This is a genomic window from Streptobacillus ratti, from assembly GCF_001891165.1.
Classification (GTDB): domain Bacteria; phylum Fusobacteriota; class Fusobacteriia; order Fusobacteriales; family Leptotrichiaceae; genus Streptobacillus; species Streptobacillus ratti.
This window is the reverse complement of the sequence record NZ_LKKW01000032.1, coordinates 1-16,298: the sequence shown is the minus strand read 5'-3', so window position 1 is coordinate 16,298 and position 16,298 is coordinate 1. Positions and strand designations below refer to the sequence as shown.

At 26.7% G+C, this 16,298-nt stretch carries 12 protein-coding genes; all 12 read left to right on the top strand.

Annotated elements, in window-relative coordinates; all coding sequences use genetic code 11:
- Positions 1–1,281 (top strand): hypothetical protein (locus tag BT993_RS07345; protein WP_208600515.1); only part of this gene is annotated, 1,281 nt, incomplete at its 5' end.
- 594 nt (positions 1,282–1,875) lie between these two features.
- Positions 1,876–2,052: an AlbA family DNA-binding domain-containing protein gene (locus BT993_RS07530; protein WP_244147556.1), complete on the top strand. Its 177-nt coding sequence runs from the start codon at positions 1,876–1,878 to the stop codon at positions 2,050–2,052.
- Positions 2,053–2,836: 784 nt separating this feature from the next.
- Positions 2,837–3,682 carry a KilA-N domain-containing protein gene (locus BT993_RS05760; protein ID WP_072593632.1) on the top strand — a complete coding sequence of 282 codons (846 nt, stop codon included), beginning with the start codon at positions 2,837–2,839 and terminating at the stop codon, positions 3,680–3,682.
- Between the two features lie 43 nt (positions 3,683–3,725).
- Positions 3,726–4,652: a DUF6414 family protein gene (locus tag BT993_RS05755; protein WP_208600514.1), complete on the top strand. Its 927-nt coding sequence runs from the start codon at positions 3,726–3,728 to the stop codon at positions 4,650–4,652.
- 238 nt (positions 4,653–4,890) lie between these two features.
- Positions 4,891–6,615, top strand: a complete 1,725-nt coding sequence (locus BT993_RS05750) for a DUF262 domain-containing protein (RefSeq protein WP_072593631.1) — start codon at positions 4,891–4,893, stop codon at positions 6,613–6,615.
- Positions 6,602–7,063, top strand: a complete 462-nt coding sequence (locus tag BT993_RS05745; protein ID WP_244147555.1) for a site-specific DNA-methyltransferase — start codon at positions 6,602–6,604, stop codon at positions 7,061–7,063. The genes BT993_RS05750 and BT993_RS05745 overlap by 14 nt, the downstream gene beginning before the upstream one ends.
- A 214-nt stretch (positions 7,064–7,277) precedes the next feature.
- Positions 7,278–9,041 (top strand): site-specific DNA-methyltransferase, encoded by a 1,764-nt coding sequence (locus BT993_RS05740; RefSeq protein ID WP_072593630.1) that lies wholly within the window; start codon positions 7,278–7,280, stop codon positions 9,039–9,041.
- Between the two features lie 41 nt (positions 9,042–9,082).
- Positions 9,083–10,804 (top strand): site-specific DNA-methyltransferase, encoded by a 1,722-nt coding sequence (locus BT993_RS05735; protein ID WP_072593629.1) that lies wholly within the window; start codon positions 9,083–9,085, stop codon positions 10,802–10,804.
- Complete coding sequence (locus BT993_RS05730) at positions 10,801–13,056, top strand: DEAD/DEAH box helicase family protein (protein ID WP_072593628.1); 2,256 nt, start codon at positions 10,801–10,803, stop codon at positions 13,054–13,056. The genes BT993_RS05735 and BT993_RS05730 overlap by 4 nt, the downstream gene beginning before the upstream one ends.
- A 23-nt stretch (positions 13,057–13,079) precedes the next feature.
- The gene (locus tag BT993_RS05725; RefSeq protein WP_072593627.1) at positions 13,080–14,474 is read left to right on the top strand and encodes an SIR2 family protein; all 1,395 of its coding nucleotides are present in this window, start codon (positions 13,080–13,082) and stop codon (positions 14,472–14,474) included.
- 4 nt (positions 14,475–14,478) lie between these two features.
- Entirely contained in the window at positions 14,479–15,099 is a 621-nt protein-coding gene (locus BT993_RS05720) for a TIR domain-containing protein (RefSeq protein WP_072593626.1), read from the top strand.
- A gap of 282 nt (positions 15,100–15,381) precedes the next feature.
- Positions 15,382–15,945, top strand: coding sequence for a GNAT family N-acetyltransferase (locus BT993_RS05715; RefSeq protein ID WP_072593625.1), 564 nt, complete (start codon positions 15,382–15,384; stop codon positions 15,943–15,945).
- Positions 15,946–16,298 lie beyond the last annotated feature (353 nt).

Genomic DNA, 16,298 nt, shown 5'->3' with positions numbered 1-16,298 from the left:
TACTTTTGGAATTTAGGTAAAGAAGAATTAATAAAAAAAGAATTGACAGATTTTTATAAATTAGGTTACAATTTATCTATTTTAGCAAAAATATGTGCTGAAGAATCATGTTCAATGTTAGGTAGATACTTAGCTAAATATTGGAATAATGGAGAATGGGATTATCAAACATTTAAAAATTTGTTAACAACACAAACATCAAAAATAATTGCACTTGATTATTTAGAAAACTTTAGTAAAGAAAAATATATAGAATATAAATCAATTATTGAAGACTTAATAAATAATAATTATTCAAAAGACATATTGGTGGGTGTATATAGGGTTGAAGCTTTGACGACAAAAGAAATTCCAAAAATAACAAATGCTTCAGAACAAATTAAGAGTCTATTTTGGGTAAATTACATTAATTGTGATATATCTAATGATTCATGGGTACTGATAGAATGTAAGAAATATGCTACTTTAGAGGTGTATTTGGAACAGATTTATCAAATACATAGTAGAAGACCTTTGACTGCAGAAAAAATATTTGAATGTTTTGATGATATTGAAAAAATGCATCATTCAATATTTAATCAAATGATAGGTTATTATGTTGAACAGTTGATTAATGTGATTCAGGAGGAGTATATTGACAATCTAGATAAATGTTATAGAATATCTAAGATTGAATTATTTTTTATGAAATTATTGGATTGGAGAAAAATGAAGTGTTTTAATAGAGTTATTAAACACTCACCAGAAATACTAGCAGAATTAGTATCTATAATATTTAAGAAAGATAATGAGGATAAACCAGAAGAAAAAACACAGATATATAATAATATGTATGAAATATATATGAAGGCTCATTTTTGTCCTGCTGAATTAAATGGAAAAGTAAATGAGGAAAATCTTGAATATTGGATAGAACAATATAAGAAATTATTAATTGAGAATGACCAAGAGAGTTTGTTTACATCAACTCTTGGTCGAGTACTTTCTTTTTCTCCGTTGGGTGATGACGGCTATGAACCTTGTGATGCAGTAAGAAAAATGATTGAAAAATATGGAGATGACAAGATGATTAGAAGTTATAAGAATGCTTTATTTAATAGGCGAGGAGTTTTTAGCCCTTCAGCAGGAAAAGAAGAATTAATTATTGCTGAAAAATTTAAAATGAATGCAGAGTTTTTAGAACCCAAATACCCTAAGACTGCACAAATATTCCATGAATTGTTTGAAGAGTATAGTCTTGAAGCTAAGCAAGAAAGAATGAGAGCAGAAAATGGTTGGTAGTTCTAGACTGTTTAAAAAGTTGAATTTAAAGTCAATTTTAATAAGGATAGTTTTTATATGTAAAAATATAGAAATAACTTAATTTAATAGAATTAATTCTTAAATTTATAATAAGTAAATATATATAAGTGTTGGAACTATTATACTGTGTAGTTTGATTTGAAAAATTATAGAGCTAAAAAAGTATCTAAATTATATAGTTTATGATAAAAAATAAAATTTTTAATTTAAATAAAATATTGTAATGAATCACCTAGAAATATTTTTGGGTGATTTTTTAGTTGAAATAGATTAAATACAAGATTTTATTGTTAGCTTGTTGTGAAATAATACATATTAAATAAAAAAGAAAGGTTTTTGATATAATAAGACTACGACACCAAATTAATGAGAAATCTTTCAATGAAAAGTATAACAAAGAAACTAAAAAAAGTAATAGAATAATTACGAAATAATTAGGCTTAGTAATATTTAAAATACTTAAACCACATAAATAATATTTTAAAATTAAATAAACTACGACATAAAAATATCGGTTTATATTTTTTATTTGTCGCAAGTATGGTATAATAATTACATTAGAGGAAGATTATGATGAATAAATATACTGATATGATTGTAAAGGAAACAGTATCTTTTATTAATGGTAATGGAGGAACTATTCTTATTGGAGTAAAAAATGATGGTACTGTAGTTGGTGTAAATAAAATTGATGAAAGCCTTAGAAAAATATCTGATATTATAACAAATCAAATAGAACTAAATCCATAAGAAGAACTTAAATTTGATTAAGATAAAACTATTATAGCAATCTACATAAATAAGGGTAGAAATCATATTTATTGTCAAAAAAATATGGAACTGAAGTTTTTGAGATTCAAAGTAACTATATTAAATGTATTATTCTGTTTGAAAAAAAAGTAGAAGAACAAATTGAAAATAAAAATGTCGGTTTGAATGTCGGTTTGAATAAAACTGAAAAAAGTTATAGATTTTTTAATAGGAAATCCAAATTTAATATAAGTTGAGCTTTCAGAATTAATAGGAGTAACAAAGAGAACTATTGAAAGAACATTTAAGGTTTTACAAGAAAAGAAGATTATAGAAAGAATAGGCTCAAGGCGTGATGGTAGTTGGATAGTGGTGAAGTGATTGTTTGGTTATATGTATAATTTTAGTTAATAGATTGTTTATAGAAATAGAAATTAATAATGAAAGACATTATTGAAGAGTTAAATAAATACTCATATGGATATTGGGATTTTAAAGATAAAATTAAAAATAGGGATACATAATATAGGTAAGTATCCTGCAACAATAGTTCTAGATATACAATATGAATTATTAAATATATATAAAACAAATTAGAGATAATAATATTAAATTATTAGACCTATTTTGCAGGTTTTGTGTCATAATAATGACAGAGATAAATAGTTAATTAAATAAAAGGGTTTTAGGACTTTTACCAAAGCTAAAAACTAACAAAATTAATAGTTACTATTTAGAGGATAGTTATTGTAAATAGTATATCAGCAAGAGGAGGGATTTATAGATGGCTAAGGTCAAAAAAGGCACAATTGAAGCACAAGGATTTTCAATCCAAATATATACTGAAGACTTTAAAAATGATTATATAAGCCTTACAGATATTGCAAAGTACAGAAATAGTGATGATCCGAGATTTGTTATTCAAAATTGGATGAGAAATAGAAATACATTGGAGTTTATAGGATTGTGGGAAGCTCTTAATAACGAAAATTTTAACCGTGTGCAATTCGATACGTTTAGAAATGAAGCAGGATTGAATAGATTTACGATGACTCCACAAAAATGGATAGAATCTACTAATGCAATTGGAATTATATCTAAGGCAGGAAGATATGGTGGCACATATGCACACTATGATATAGCTATGGAATTTGCATCATGGTTATCACCAGAGTTTAAGCTATATATTATTCAAGACTATAAGAGACTTAAATCAGATGAAAATTCTAGATTATCACTTGGTTGGAATTTAAATAGAGAAATCTCAAAGATTAACTATAAGATTCATACAGATGCAATTAAGGAATATCTACTATCTGATTTGACAAGTGAACAATTATCCTACAAATATGCAAGTGAAGCAGATATGCTAAATGTAGCTTTATTTAATAAGAGAGCAAAACAGTGGCGTGATGAAAATACAGAACTAAAAGGGAATATGCGAGATTATGCAAGTCTGAATGAGTTACTGGTGCTTGCAAATATGGAAAGCTATAATGCAGTTCTTATTGGTAAAGGAATGGACCTAAAAGAAAGAATGATAGAACTTAGAAAGCTTGCAAGAACTCAACTGATGTCACTTGAAAAACATAATGAAAGTGGTATCAAAAGAATAGAAGAAAAGAAATAATTGTTTTCAAAAAATAAAAAGTTAAACAAACTGGAATTTGCAAATGAAAAATAGAAGCAAGAAAGGAATTAAAATAATGAACGATATAAATTTAGATAGACTCATTGTTCCGATATATATAAATGAAAAAATTGTTTTAGATATGCTCGCTATTATAGAAGATGGTTTTTCAATGGTAAGTCAGATCAATTATACAGAACATAAAGAAAATCATTCTACACAAAAGGTAGATGCAGGAGTTTCAACATCTTCTACTATTTTAAGTAAACTATTAAGAATTAATATTTCTGGTGAATTAAGCTATGATGGAAACAAGGGTAAAAATGAAAGTGTTGTTAAAGAAAAGGTACATACAAATGTTTCTCTTTTGTCTAAGTTTCGTGGATTTTTGTTAGAACATAAAATGTTGAATTCAGATTTTGACTTTTCTAAAATGAAAGTAGGTGATTTTATTGAAGTTGAAGGAGAATTACAAAAAAATCCGTTAATAAATTGTATAGATATTTTTATTGACTTTTTCCGTATGACTGAAATTTTTGCTGAAAAATCACAGCTAGGTAATAAAAAACAGTCAAACAATCAAAAGCAAAAAGAGAATGAAACTATAAAACAATTTGAGTTATTTTCTAACGAGTTAAAACATAGTGGTACAATTGATTTTATTTTGTCTGATTCCAAAGGAATGACAGTGCTATCGGCACAAGAACAATATCTTACAAATGATAATATATCAGAAATTATTGGCGGTCGTTTTAAAGTTCTTGGTAAAGTAATATCCATATGTGAAAAAGATACAGAAAACATTGATCTTCTTAGAAAAACTTCATTATCTATAATATCAGAAGGATTATTAAATGAGATGTTTTTAGCATTTAAAACGACTGACATGCAACAATTTAATTTGCCTGAGTTGAAAACAAAAATAACTGGTCCTGCTGTTATTGTAATTCCTATTGCGATTTACGTTTAAATAAAGAAGAATATTAACAGTAAAATGAGTAGAGGTAAATTTTCCAAATATGTGGATTTCTAAATCTTAGTTTATAGGATTAACAATCTACTTGAATAGACGGAAAATTTATTATCTGTAAGTATTGATATGACCAGCGGGATATTATGCCATAATTATAACAACGGCAGATAGTAACGATGATCACTGGGGTTAATGACTAAAATGATAGAAAAATTATTAATAGGAGGAAGGTAAAATGAAATTTACACCAGAAAACAAAACCATTAAAACAATGTTTCGTTCATATCCTATGATGAGTATTCCAAATTTTCAACGAGAATATAGCTGGGAGAAGTATTACTATAACACTTTTTTTATAGATATACTTGAGGGAATAAAACAGGAAGATAAAAAGCTGATTAATACAGATTACTTTATAGGTACTATGGTTTTCTCAGGATCTGAAAAAAAGGATCAAAGTATAGAAGTTATTGATGGTCAACAAAGACTTACGGTTATTACTATATTATTATCAGTTCTAACCAATAAATTTAAAAATATAAAAGAGGAAGATTTAGCAAAAGCAACATTTGAATATATTAAAACAAGAGATGATTATGGAATATCTATTCCTAAGTTAAAAAGTATTACCTCATACCCATATTTTGAAGCATATGTTCAGTCAATTGAAAAAGAAGATATTGAACCTGCGACCGAAGAAGAAATTAACATAAAACAAACATATAATTATTTTGAGTCAGAGTTGGAGGAGATAAAGTTAAAAGAGAAATATAATTTCGATAAAAATACTCCTTATAAAGATTTGTTGATAGCAATTAGAGATCAGATTCTTCAGATGAATGTTATATCTATTTTAACGGAAGAAAAAGATTCGGCTTATGAGATATTTGAAATATTGAATGCAAAGGGGAAAAATCTTGCGAGCATTGATTTAATTAAAAATACTATATATTCTGAATTTCATGCTGACGATAATGCAAAAGATAAGATTATAGAAAAAAATTGGGAGGGGATTAAAACTACATTGAGAAGTAGAAAGCCAAATATTGGAATTGCTACCTTTTATAGGCATTATTGGATTTCAAAATATCAAAAGACAACTAATTCAAATCTATATGATTCTTTTAAAAAACATATTGAATCTAATAAAAAATCATATGAGGAACTTGTTGAAGATTTAAGTACTACAGCAAAGACATATATGAAAATAGTAAGTCCTAACATAGGGGATTATGATAATAAAAAAGAATATAATTGGTTAATTCAGAGTTTAGAAGCTATAGAGAAAACATTTGGTGTTACACAAGCAAGAATAGCACTATTAGCATTATTTGAACTTAAATCAAATGAAAAAATATCATCAAAAGCTTTCAAGATTGCGATTAATTATATTGAAAACTTTATTTTCGCATATACAGGAGTATTAAAAAATCAAGCAAATATTTATGAAACAAGATTTTCTAAACTAGCAATAAAATTGCGTGAAAGTAAAGATAAAAGAGATACAAATAATATTTTAGAGGAATACTTATATCATGTGTTTAAGGATAGATATCCCCAAAAAGAAGAGTTCCTTTCAGGTTTTGTTCGTTTAAGATTTTCTAAAGAAGAGTCTATAGCTAATGCAATAACAAAATATGTATTGAATAAAATTTCATCAAAATTGAATAATAGCGAAGTTTATAGTATAGATTCATCTATAGAACACATAATTAACGAAGATAGATCAAACGATATAACATTATCCATTGGAAATTTAATATGTTTAGAAATGGATTTAAATAATGAAGCTGGTAATTTAGCTTATGAAGAGAAATTAGAAATATATAAAAAATCAAAATATAATCAAGTTCTAGATTTTTGCAATAACTATCCAAATTTTAATGAAAATGATATAGAGAAAAGATCCAAAATATTAGGAGAATATTATTATGACAATATATTAAATGCAAGCAAATAATGAGAGTGACGAGATCTTTTATGATTTATTAGGTGGTTTAGGAACAACAGGACATACTGTTATGCAACTTAATAAAGAAAATGGTGGAAATAGAACATATATATTATGTACTAATAATGAAAATAATGTTTGTGAAGAAGTTATTTATAAAAGACTTAAAAATATTCAAGAAAATTTACTTCATAATTTGAAATACTATAAAACAGAGTTTATACCAAAATTCTCTGATGAAGAAGAAAATGTTTCAGAAAAAATGATGAAAAATATAAAAGAATTAATAGGATTTGAATATGAAGTAGAAATTGATAATAAAAAATATGTTATTCTTGATGATGAAGATAAATTAGATGATGTTATTTTAAATATTGAAAATAATGGTAAAATATTTATATATTCTGGAACCCTATTATCAAAAAATAATCAAAGATTAATTGAAGAAAAAAATTGATATAATTGAAATTTCAGAGTATTATTTTAGAGAAGAGTTATGGGAAGTTGGAGAATTATGATAGATATAAAACTTAAAAATATTCAAGAAGAGGTGAATGGTGTTCTTACATGTTGGAATTTTAATAAAAGATGCAGTTTAAAATAAGTTTTGTATCATTAAAATATAATATAAGGATTTAATTTAAAGTTTTATAAATAAAGTGAGGTAGAATATGTCTAATTTATCTAAAATAAAGCGTGAAAAAATGCTTAAATATCTTGAGAAATTAAAGAAAATCAATAATAATGATGAAAATATAAGAGCAATAACAGAAATTGAAACGGTTATTAATGAAAAAAAATATGGCTTAGTTTGGGAAGAACATTCTGAAAAAGTTGATGAAATGCTTAAGCATAATGTACCAATTTTCGTAGAAGAAAAAGAAAGAAAAATCACAGTAAATGAAGATGAAACATATAATTTTTTGCTAGAGGGAGATAATCTTCATTCACTTAAGCTTTTGGAAAAGACTCATAAAGGCAAAATTGATGTCATTTATATAGATCCACCTTACAACACAGGGAACAAGGATTTTATTTATGATGATTCTTTTGTTGACAAAACAGATGGATACTCTCATAGTAAATGGTTATCTTTTATGGAGAAAAGACTTGACATAGCAAGAGAACTTTTAAGTGAAGATGGAGTTATATTTATTTCTATTGACGATAATGAGCAAGCACAGTTGAAATTATTGTGTGATGAAATATTTGGTGAGGATAATTTAATTTCAATAATTTGTGTTGAATTATCTAAAACACAAGGTATGAAAGTTAAATCAGCACAGGATGGAAGAATTGTAAAAAATCATGAATATGTTTATTTGTACTGCAAAAATATAGAAAAAGCATTTAACAACAGGATGCCTCTATATGATAAAACTGATATTTGGGATAGCCATTTTAATAAAATTATTCTAAAAGGTATTGATAATTATAATATATTTTCTATAAATGATTATATAAAAAGTGAATTTAATGATGTTTATAAAATTTTTAAAGATCATGGTCTACTGGAGAAAAATAAAATAACTGAAAAAAGTATAAGAAATGGGATTTTATTATCTAGTAAATTGCAAGAATTTTTCTATAAAGAAATAAGTGATAAGATTTTTCAAGAAATGGCATGTTCTGTTAATATTCCTGATGATATTAATAATTTGTTAAATGAATCAGTTATAGTTGAATATGAAAAATATTTATTAACAAAAACATCAACAGGAAAGATAAGGCAGTATAGACCTTTAAATGAAAATATAAAATTAAGTGATGAGTACAATAGAAGAGTAGAAAGAGTTACTATTCGTGGAGCTTTATGGAAGGGATTTTATTCTGATATGATGAATGTTCAAAAAGAAGGAATAATAGATTTTAAAAATGGTAAAAAGCCTGTTCGTTTGATTAGTCAATTAAATAAATGGGCAAACCGAAAAAAATCTGTAGTTCTTGACTTCTTTGCTGGATCTGGAACGACAGGCCATGCTATCATGCAACTTAATAAAGAAGATGGTGGAAATAGAACATATATATTATGTACTAATAATGAAAATAATATTTGTGAAGAGGTTACATACCAAAGATTAAAGAATATTCAAACAGAACTACCTCATAATTTGAAATACTATAAGACGGAGTTTATACCAAAATTTTTTGATGATGAGGAAAGTATATCAGATAAGATGATGGAACACATTAAAGAATTAATTGAGCTTGAACATGCTATTGAACTTGACAGTAAGAAATATATAGTCCTTAATCATGAAGATGAAATTGATGGAGCTATATTAAAAATTCAAAATGATGGAAAAATATTTATGTGTTCAGGACTTTTTCTATCACGAAGTAATCAGAGAATACTTGAGGAAAAGAGAGTTAGTATAATTGAAATTCCAGAGTATTATTTTAGAGAAGAATTAAGGGAGGTTGGCGAGCTATGATGGATACTAAATTTAGTTTAACCAATAAAGTGAGGTAGAGTATGTCTAATTTATCTAAAATAAAGCGTGAAAAAATGCTTAAATATCTTGAGAAATTAAAGAAAATCAATAATGATGATGAAAATATAAGAGCAATAACAGAAATTGAAACGGCTCTTAATGAAAAGAAATATGGTCTTGTATGGGAAGATCATTCTGAAAAAATCGATGAAATATGGGAACATAATATTCCTATATTTGTAGAAGATGAAGAAAGAAAAATTACAGCAAAGGAAGATGAAGCATACAACTTTTTACTTGAGGGAGATAATCTTCATTCGCTTAAGCTTTTGGAGAAGACGCATAAAGGTAAAATTGATGTAATTTATATTGATCCACCTTATAATACAGGGAATAAAGATTTTATTTATGATGACTGTTTTATTGATAAGACGGATGGATATGCCCATAGTAAATGGCTTTCTTTTATGGAAAAGAGATTATTAATTGCAAGAGAACTTTTAAGTGATGATGGAGTTATATTTATTTCAATTGATGATAATGAGCAAGCACAGTTGAAATTATTGTGCGATGAAATATTTGATGAAAAAAATATTTTATCAACACATCATATTCAAGTTAGATATGACAATAAGAGTTTGAATGAAAAAAATGAATGGCAACCTGTTATGGAGTATATTTTTATATACGCAAAAGATAAAACAAAATTTAAAGCAAATCAACCATATGAAAAATATGACATAAATAAGTTTGTATATTCGATAAAAGAATTATCTAATGGAAATGAGGTTGTTTTAGGGGGGAAAAAAGTTAAAATTTATAAAAAAGGAGAATGGTCTATTGAAAATTATGAAATAGGTGATTTTTCTCTTTTAAAGGAAACATGGGCCTCTGGATCAGTTCTTAAAGGAAATACATCAGGAAAATTTTTTGATTTGTATATATCTAATAGAAAACAAACTGATGGCTTAGGTTGTCTTTATAAAGTTCAAGATATTGGAGAAGATGGACTTGGCTATAGATACTTTACTGGTCCACAAAAAGAAAATTCAATTAGAGGTAAGTTTTACTCAGGAATACCTTTGGATAGATTAAATGAATTAAAAAAAGGAAATTTTAAGAAATATAAATCAATAACTAATTTATATGATTTTAGTGCAGATTTTGGTAATATTAGACATGAAGGTGGAATTGGATTTAATAGCGGGAAAAAACCAATAAAATTGTTAAAAATGTTAATAAATTATCATAAAGAAAGAGAAATTTATATTTTAGATTTCTTCGCAGGCTCAGGAACAACAGGTCATGCTGTTATGCAACTTAACAAAGAAGATGGTGGAAATAGAAAATATATCCTATGTACAAATAATGAAAACAACATTTGTGAAGAAGTTACATACCAAAGATTAAAGAATATTCAAACAGAACTACCTCATAATTTGAAATACTATAAGACGGAGTTTATACCAAAATTTTCTAATGATGAAGAAAGTGTATCAGATAAGATGATGGGACACATTAAAGAATTAATTGAGCTTGAATATGCTATCGAGCTTGATGATAAAAAATATATTGTCCTTAATGATGAGGATGAACTAGATGAAGTTATATCAAGAATTGAAAATGATGGGAAATTGTTTATGCGTTCAGGTATTTTTCTATCACGTAACAATCAAAGAATTTTTGAGGAAAAGGGAGTTAGTATAATTGAAATTCCAGAATATTATTTTAGAGAAGAGATAAAGGAGGTTGGTGAGTTATGATAGATATAAAACTTAAAAATTTTCAAGAAGATGCCGTTGATTTCTTATTTAGTAAAACAACTGATAGTAATTCTAAACCTAAGATTGTTATGCAGAGTCCAACAGGATCAGGTAAGACAATTATTTTGGTTGCCTATATTGAAAAATATCTTGATTTTCATAAGGATAGTGTAGTTTGTTGGTTTTCTCCAGGAAAGGGTGAGCTTGAAGAACAATCTAAAGAAAAGATGGAACGTTTTGCTCCGACTTTAAAGACAGGGAATGTATTTGATATTTTAAGTACAGGATTTGAAAGTTCGACAACGTACTTTATTAACTGGGAGACGATCACAAAAAAGGACAATACTGCTATAAGAGATAGCGAAAGAAAAAATTTGTTTGAACGAATTAGTGAAGCACATAATCGTAATTTAAATTTTATTGTTATTATTGACGAAGAACATCAGAATAATACTTCAAAGGCAGATGATATTATCTCAAGTATCAATGCAAAATATGAAATTCGTGTATCAGCAACACCGAATAAAAGGGTTGTTGGTGAATTTTATGAAATTCCAGAGATTGATGTAATAAATGAAGGACTTATCACAAGATTTATGTATATAAATTATGGACTTGATACCGTTGAAGTAAAAAATATATTACATGAAACAGATATTTTGTTAGAAAAGGCAGATGAAGTTAGAAAGAAAATTGCTCAAGCTTATATTGATGAAAAAGAAGATATTAGACCACTTGTATTAGTTCAATTTCCTAATTTGAATGATGATCTAATAGAACATGTGGAGAAAAAACTGGGTTCAATGGGTTATTCCTATGAAAATAAACTTCTTGCGAGTTGGTTTTCTGCAGAAAACAAAGAAGATAAAGATAGAAAATCCAAAAAATTAGGGAAAATAAATATCGGAACAACAGATGAGGATAGCGTTACTAATTCAAATGCTACTCCTGTATTTTTGCTGTTCAAACAAGCTCTTGCAACAGGTTGGGATTGTCCACGTGCAAAGATACTTGTTAAGCTTCGTGAGAATATGAGTGAAACTTTTGAAATTCAAACTATTGGAAGACTTAGAAGAATGCCTAAAGCAAAACACTATGGTAAGGATATTTTAGATTGCTCTTACATTTATACTTTTGATGAAAAGTACAAACTTGAGGTAATAAGAGCTGGAAATGGTTTTGAAACACAGAGAGTATTTTTAAAAGAAGAGGCTAAAAATATAAAACTTGTTAAAGAAATAAGAAATCTTGATGGAGACTATATTGATGAGCAATTTATTAGAAATAAAGTTTATGAATTTTTTAAGGAAAAGTATTGTCTTTCTAATATAAAGTTGGATAATATCAAACGACTTGAAAATAATGGCTTTATTTTTGGAACAGTACTTTCAAGACAATATTTAACGGGGAAATATACAACTTTAATGGAAGTAAGAGAAGAAGTTGCTAATTATAATGTTATGTCAATCGAAGTAAATACTCATACACACGGTATTGAACTTCAGCATAATGTTGATGCTATAAAGAAACATGTGGGACTTGCATATAATAAAACTAGTCAGATTTTGAGAACATTATTTTTAAGAGGGTTCGGGAATAATAAGTATAAACTTTTGAATCTTAATTTAAGGGAATATTATGCCTTTATTATCAACAATGTAGATATTTTGAAAAGAGATTTTATTGAGTTTTCAGGACAGGGACAATATCAACTCGTTTTTCCTGATAATAAGACGGAAGAATTTAAAATTCCACTTGAAGAGCACTATAGATATGTTCCTTTTGAAAGATATGTAAAAGAGATGGGAAGTAATGTATATAAAGGGTACAATACTTCTATGATTACAGATGATTTTCGTTCTACTTCAGAAAGATTGTTTGAGAAGTATTGTGAGAAGAATGAAAATGTGAAATATGTTTATAAAAATGGAGATAGTGGACAGCAATATTTGTCTATTGTTTATGGAACTAATTTTGATAAACAAAGATTATTTTATCCAGACTATATTGTACAGCTTAAAGATGAAACAATTTGGCTTATTGAAACAAAAGGTGGAGAAAAACAAGGGCAAAGTAAAAATATAGATGTTCAAGTAGAAAATAAATTTGAAGCATTTAAGAGATTTGCGACTAAGCATGGCTATAATTTTGGTTTTGTTAGAGATAAAAATGATGAGTTGTATTTGAATAACACTGAATATATAGATGATATGAATGATAGTAGTTGGGTATTGCTTGAAGAAATTTTTTAGTATATAAGGAGGTGAAATTTGAGTTGAATATAACAATTAATAGACAACAAATATTAGATAAGCTATATCAGGCTTTAAATAGTGGTGAATTGTCAGTATTTGTAGGAGCAGGTATATCCAAAGGAGCTGGATATTTTGACTGGAAAGAGCTTTTAAAAGAAGAAGCAAAAAATATCAAATTAGATGTTGAGAAAGAAAGAGATTTGACTGAAGTTGCTCAGTATATATGTAATGCTAAAAACAGAGGCACTATTGATAATTTGATCAATAAAGCTTTTCCTTCAAATATTAAACCTAACGATAATCATCTTCTTTTGGCGAAACTTCCAATTGATACATTTTGGACAACAAATTATGATAAGCTTATTGAAAAAGCGTTAGATTTAAACGGGAAAACAGTAGCAGTTAAATCGGAAGATCAGCATTTACAGTTGTCTAGAAAAAATAAAGATGTTGTAATTTATAAAATGCATGGAGATATTGAACATCCGAACAGAGCAGTAATTACTAGAGATGATTATGAAAAATATGGATTTAAGGACAGAGTGTTATTTAGAGATATTCTTGAAGGAGATTTATTAACTAAAACTTTTCTGTTTATAGGGTTTAGTTTTACAGATCCAAATTTTTTATCTGTATTAAGTAAAATGAGAATTCTATTAGATGGGCGGAATAGGGAACATTATTGTATACTTAAAGAGATAAGTAAGGAAGACTACCCAGAAGATTCTGAATATTCATACGAAAAAGCACGACAAGAATTAGCCATTGAAGACTTAAAACGTTATGGAATTTTTGTTCATTTAATACAATCTTATTCAGAGATTACAGATATATTGGATAATTTATATAAATTATATAGAAGAAAAACCATTTTTATATCTGGAAGTGCTGCAGATTATTCACCGATTACAAAAGAAACAGCTATAGATTTTATTCAGGAACTTTCTTATCAATTGGTGCGTAATGGATACACAATTATAAACGGATATGGGGAAGGTGTTGGAACACATATTATTAATGGAGTTACACGATACTGTTACACAAATAGAAAGGCTAAATTGGGAAATTTCTTAACATTAATGCCGTTTCCTTTGAATGCTGGAAAAGATCAAAATTTGAATAATGTATGGATACAATATCGTACGGAAATGATTGAAAAATGTGGTGTTGCAATATTTATTTTTGGAAATAAATTAATTGATGAAAAAATAGTAAAAGCAAATGGTATGAGAGAAGAATTTTGTATTGCAGAGAACAATGAACTTGTGTTGTTGCCAATAGGATTTACAGGAAGTATGGCTTCAGAATTAGCAAAAGAAATAAAATGTAGTAATATAAATGAAAAATTTATAGATGTGAGTAAATCAGTGGAACAAATAATAAAATTTATTAACGAAATAAATGGAAAGGAATAATAAAATGGCAAGAAATGTTTTTATTTCATTTAGATTTAGTGATGGAAAATATTATAAAGAAGAGTTGATTGATTGTTTTGATAAAAATAAAAACATAATCAATTATTCGGAAGATAAAGATCGATCAAATATGTCTGAAGAGACAATTAAAAATTATATATATAAAAAACTAAAAGAAACCAGTGTCACAATCATTATCTTAACACCAGAAGCTATAAATTATAAAAAAGATATTTATAGAAAATATGATGATTGGTTGTATGATGAACTAAGATATTCTTTAGAAGATAGGGGAAATAACAGAACGAATGCAGTTGTTGCTGTTTACACTAAAGATGCAGCTCAGTATTTATACACGGAAACGACACATAAATGCTCAGCGTGTAATAAAGATCATAAAGTAAAAAATATGAAAGAATTTGATAATCTAGTAAGAAAGAATATGATGAATATAAAAACCTCTAAAAAGAAAAATCGGTGTGATGATATATATGATTTTTTAGAAGACTCATATTGCTCTTTAATAGAGTTTGATGAATTTAAAAATAATATTGATACATATATTGATAATGCGATTGATAAGCGTAATCGTAAAGAAGATTTTGATATTGTAAAGAGAATGTAGAATTATTGTTGCCGTAACTGGGATTGTGACGGGTAAAAAAATCTAAAAATGAATTTAAATGTAATGAATATCCCAACATGTAATAAATGAAAACTCTTTATTTTGTACGGTTTTTGATAGAGTGAACACTATAAAAGAAGAGTTGGAATAAAATATATTTTAAATGATTATATCCTATTAGAATGAGTAACTAGGATAAAATTTGATAAACATTTAAAAAAGAATGACTTTAATAATTGTTTAAAGTGGTTTTCAATTTAATATAAATTAAAGGAGCATTTAATGGAACATAAAGGCACATTAAGACTAGAGACAGATAGAATAATTTTACGTCAATTCACAAAAGATGATTATGAGGCAGTATTTAAAAACTTTGAATCTGATGTAGAAATGACAAAATATTTAAGATGGAAAGCTACAGATGATTTAGAGGTTGCAATAAAAATTGTAGATAGTTGGATTGATAGTTATAAAAACGATAATGTTTATCAATGGGCAATAGTTCCAAAAGATTTAAATGAGCCTATTGGTACAATATCTGTAGTTAGTTTAGATGAAAAAATTAATAAGGTTCATATAGGATATTGTATAGGAACTAAATGGTGGAATTTAGGTTATACAAGTGAGGCACTAGCTACAATAATTCCTTTCTTTTTTGAAGAAGTAAAGGTTAATAGAATTGAATCACAATATGATCCAAATAATATTGGTTCTGGAAAAGTTATGCTTAAATGTGGCATGAAATATGAAGGAACTTTAAGACAAAATGATTGGAATAATCAAGGTATAGTTGATGGAGCAATATATGGACTTCTTGCTTCAGATTATTTTGAAAATAAAAAATAATTAATTTAAATTGTTAATAAGGATTGATTTCTAATTTATACAGAAATTAATCCTTTTTTACTTTGCCTATCATATAAATAATATTACACACACTTCTTTAATTTCAACGAACAATTAATCATATATTTAATATATCGAACCATTCCTAAATTCCAAAAGTAAATGTCCAAAAACAACTTAAACAAGATTTAAAAGACATTCATAAACTTCATAAGATGTTGAAGAATTGAAAATTTTTCTAGGATAATTATTCATAAAATTTTCAATAAATTTAACATCTTTTTTTCTTAATTTATTCATAGACCTACCCTTAGGAATAAATCTCCTAATCATCTTATTATTATTTTCATTAC